The organism is Pseudomonas parakoreensis, assembly GCF_021602155.1.
GTDB lineage: Bacteria > Pseudomonadota > Gammaproteobacteria > Pseudomonadales > Pseudomonadaceae > Aquipseudomonas > Aquipseudomonas parakoreensis.
Genome location: NZ_BQHY01000042.1, coordinates 1 through 3,515, shown reverse-complemented (window position 1 = coordinate 3,515; position 3,515 = coordinate 1). Strand labels below are relative to the sequence as shown.

Here is a 3,515-nt window from a genome sequence, read left to right as displayed (position 1 = left end):
GAATTGGCAAGGTCTTTGATTGGGCCCAGTGAGCACGATTTGCGCCTGACAACTCAGTCGCGCTACTTTCAGGCCAAGGGTGCACCATGGGAGTAGTAGTAACTTTACTGAGCAGATGCAGTGTGTGCACCGAGCTCAATCGCGTACAAAGATAGGACTTAGAAAACTTATTACCAGATCTACTGCTACTATTTTTTAAATAATTAACATACTGCATACACAGAAATTCTGAAATTTCAGACAAGCACTCGACATAAGCACCAGCAAACTTCAAAAATAATGATACGTTTTTGAAAAAAGAAATTAACGAAGATCCGACTGGTCGCACCCGGCCCTCTATGCCGTTTAAATAGTATTCAAGCATAACTATTTTCAGAACTGAGCGCCAACGCTCTGGAATCTTACCGAACCGAATGCATTTATCGTGGTCAGCAGTCCCAGGTGGAAAAATCGCGTTTGGGAATCGCCAAACGTCATCCGCGAGGTAACTTAAGACTTTGTATGTCCCGTCCCCTAGCCGTGTAGCGGTGACTGCTATAGGCAGGTGCGTGTGACCTTCACGAGCCTTTCTCAGTGCTTCTTGTTGATAATAGCTAACACCCTTAGCCAAAATCATTATGCCAACCCCAAAATTTCAGGATCTTTCCAAAATGGATGAGGATTCTGCCTAGCTTTTTCCCTAGCAGCCACGACAGTGGACTTATCAAATTTAGGCAAGATTTTTTCGTCAATAATTTTAATTATATGCCTATATAACCTCACCCAATTTTTTGCACCGATTCGCCCGCGCTCACGAACCAACAACCAATAGAAGCTTAATAATCTATGCAGGTCATCCGCAGTCACTACGAAAGAGCTGCAGCGAAAGCAGTTTAAGAACTCCACACAATGACTCCCATTCTTGGGAGCCCTGTGCCCGTTAACGGTATCCTTGCAACGGGCCACAGCAGTATTTACCTCTTTTACCGGAATAATACCAAGATCGGCATGATCATTTTCGAGAAGTTCTTTATTACGAACCTCCCCCATCAACGCCCAATTTTTCTCAGCATCAGCCGGCGCTTCCAAATAACTATCCAAGAGGACTTTTGGAGTATTTCCAGCCAACATTGCAGTTAAAAAAGGATCATTACCTGAGAGCTCCCATATTTTATTGGCAAAGGTCTTCCTTAATCTAGACACATTAACAACCAGTCTATCACCATTATCAGAAATCAACTCATGACGAACTACCAGCGCCTCCAAAGCTCGATTAATAGTATTAATAGTTATAGGTGCAGGAGTTCTTTCATCAGGATTCTTTAAGGGGCGCTCACGAACGAATAGCCTATCTTTCCACTCCCCCCTACTCCTTATAGAGTCATTCCTTTCTGCGACCATTTTTATAATAGCGGAAATATCGGGCAGCACCACACTCAGGGTATCTACTTCATCATCCAGCGTTGACACAGCGCCACTACTAACTGACTGATAGTTCACTTTATGAGCGCGGCGCTTATAAGTAATCAAAATACTACGATCACGCCTAAGCGGATGAGGAAGCAAACACCCCATGGAAAGTTCGATTAAAGGCGTAAGATTCAATCCAGTACGAGCTACTATTGCAACCGCACAAAAGGCCAAGCCCTCCGCCAAAATAGGACCAGACGCCTCCTTTACTGCAATCACCTCTCTTTTCAAAGCATTAATAACTTGTGTAAACTCTTTCTTTGAAAAAGCTTTTTCACTACTTTTCCTCCTATTGGAGTGCGGGTAAGGATTAGGAGGAAATATATCACTTGAAAGTAACCCACACCTTACCAACTCGCCAAGCACTGACTTACAACAGGTGTAAATATTTTTCTGAGTTGTATATCCAGCACCAGAGGCCTCGAGATATCTAATAAAAGATGCAACAAACCCCCTATCAATATGTCGCAAACCTATCTCACCCTTCATAGCCATTGACATAAATGAGCAATAGCATAAAAAGCTTCTCGAAACGCGCTTTGCATAAGTAATAATACTCGCCACGGACTTAGTCTTACCTTGCGAAGCTATAGCAGACCCGAGCAGCACTTCGATGACTTTATGGCAATAATAGGTAACCTCATCACACCCTACACCATAATATCGTCCGAAATCCAATTTCCGCACTGTCAACGGACTTTCCGGAAAATTAATAACATAACTCTCCGGAACAAAATTAATGGTCTTTGACAGATGATCCGCGATGATGTGGTTAGATGAGCCTTTATCTATCACCAGAGCAGCAGAAGAAAAATCTTTGCGCGCCATATTCATATTCTTCCAACGCAGACAGAATCAATAAATTCTTGATAATCTCCCATAACATCATCTTCGATCATAGAAATTAAGTGCAAGTACCTCTGCGTAGTAGCCACACTGGAGTGGCCGAGCCTATCCCGCACATATAGCAACGGATCTATAACACTCTTACGCCTGCGCATGTCATGGAGTGTATGCGTCGCATAGGTATGGCGGAGCATATGAGGAGTGACTGTGAAAGGAAGCCCCAGATCTTTCCACATATGGTTTAGACTCTGGCCTTTAGGACTGTAAGGCACACCATACCTAGATAGAAACAACGGAATTGACTCTACACATGAGGTCTGCATACTCCGATTACGCTCATGAATTTTGTACTGCCAGAGCGCGGCCATAAGCGAGCGAGGGATGTCAATCTCCCGCGCCTTATTCCCCTTGAGCTCCATATCCTTTGGACTACAGAAAACTCTAAAGTGAGAACTGCCTTTAGATATTTGAGCGGGATCAAATATATAGGAGCTTGGAAATGTAAGGAGCTCTTCCTTCCTCAACCCACTGCTTAGGGCTAGTCGTGCAATAAGCTTTTGAGTAGAACAACTTATGGAATTTAAAAAAATTCTAACCTGCTCTTTAGTTAAAACTTTTATTGCTGTTCTCTTCCCCTTCACTAGTATATCGGGAGAAGCGACATATCCTCCAGTTACATCCACATGAGCCAAAAATACAGAATGGACTGCGACCCTTACTGTTTCAACATCATATGGAACCCTCTCTATCCAACCTTGGCGCCTTGCATAGTTATAGAAAGAGCAAACAACTCGCAGTCTAAGATTTATGGTGTTTTCGCTAAGCCCGCAACTACGCATCGACCAGTCACGGTATGCAGCCAGTGGGCTCGAGCCCAGCTCAAAAAAACCAACATTTCTCCAGTCTCGATTGGCAGCATTTAGAAAACCTAAATAGTCGTAAAGGGCTTGCCCGTATGAGGCCCATGTATGTTTACTTTCAACTCGCCCCCTGTGAAGGCAGCGGTAAATCAAGAAGGCGCTTACCTCGGGAATTGACCGTAGTTCTGCTGTTAGGATGATAGGAAATCCAGGGTAGCTAACCCCGTTTATTTTGAACCCCTCATCTGCGAAGACCAACTCCATCTCACCCGCCCCATAAAGCTTGCAATATGAGTCACGGTAGACGCCCCAGACTCCTACGACAAGGAAATTTGTAACTATTTAAAGGGCACATTTCAC

At 43.9% G+C, this 3,515-nt stretch carries 2 protein-coding genes; both read right to left on the bottom strand.

What is annotated here, in order from left to right:
* Positions 1-615: 615 nt before the first annotated feature.
* Positions 616-2,277: a hypothetical protein gene (locus L6D63_RS28160; protein ID WP_071534604.1), complete on the bottom strand. Its 1,662-nt coding sequence runs from the start codon at positions 2,275-2,277 to the stop codon at positions 616-618.
* 2 nt (positions 2,278-2,279) lie between these two features.
* The gene (locus L6D63_RS28155; RefSeq protein ID WP_003154870.1) at positions 2,280-3,419 is read right to left on the bottom strand and encodes a tyrosine-type recombinase/integrase; all 1,140 of its coding nucleotides are present in this window, start codon (positions 3,417-3,419) and stop codon (positions 2,280-2,282) included.
* Positions 3,420-3,515: the final 96 nt, after the last annotated feature.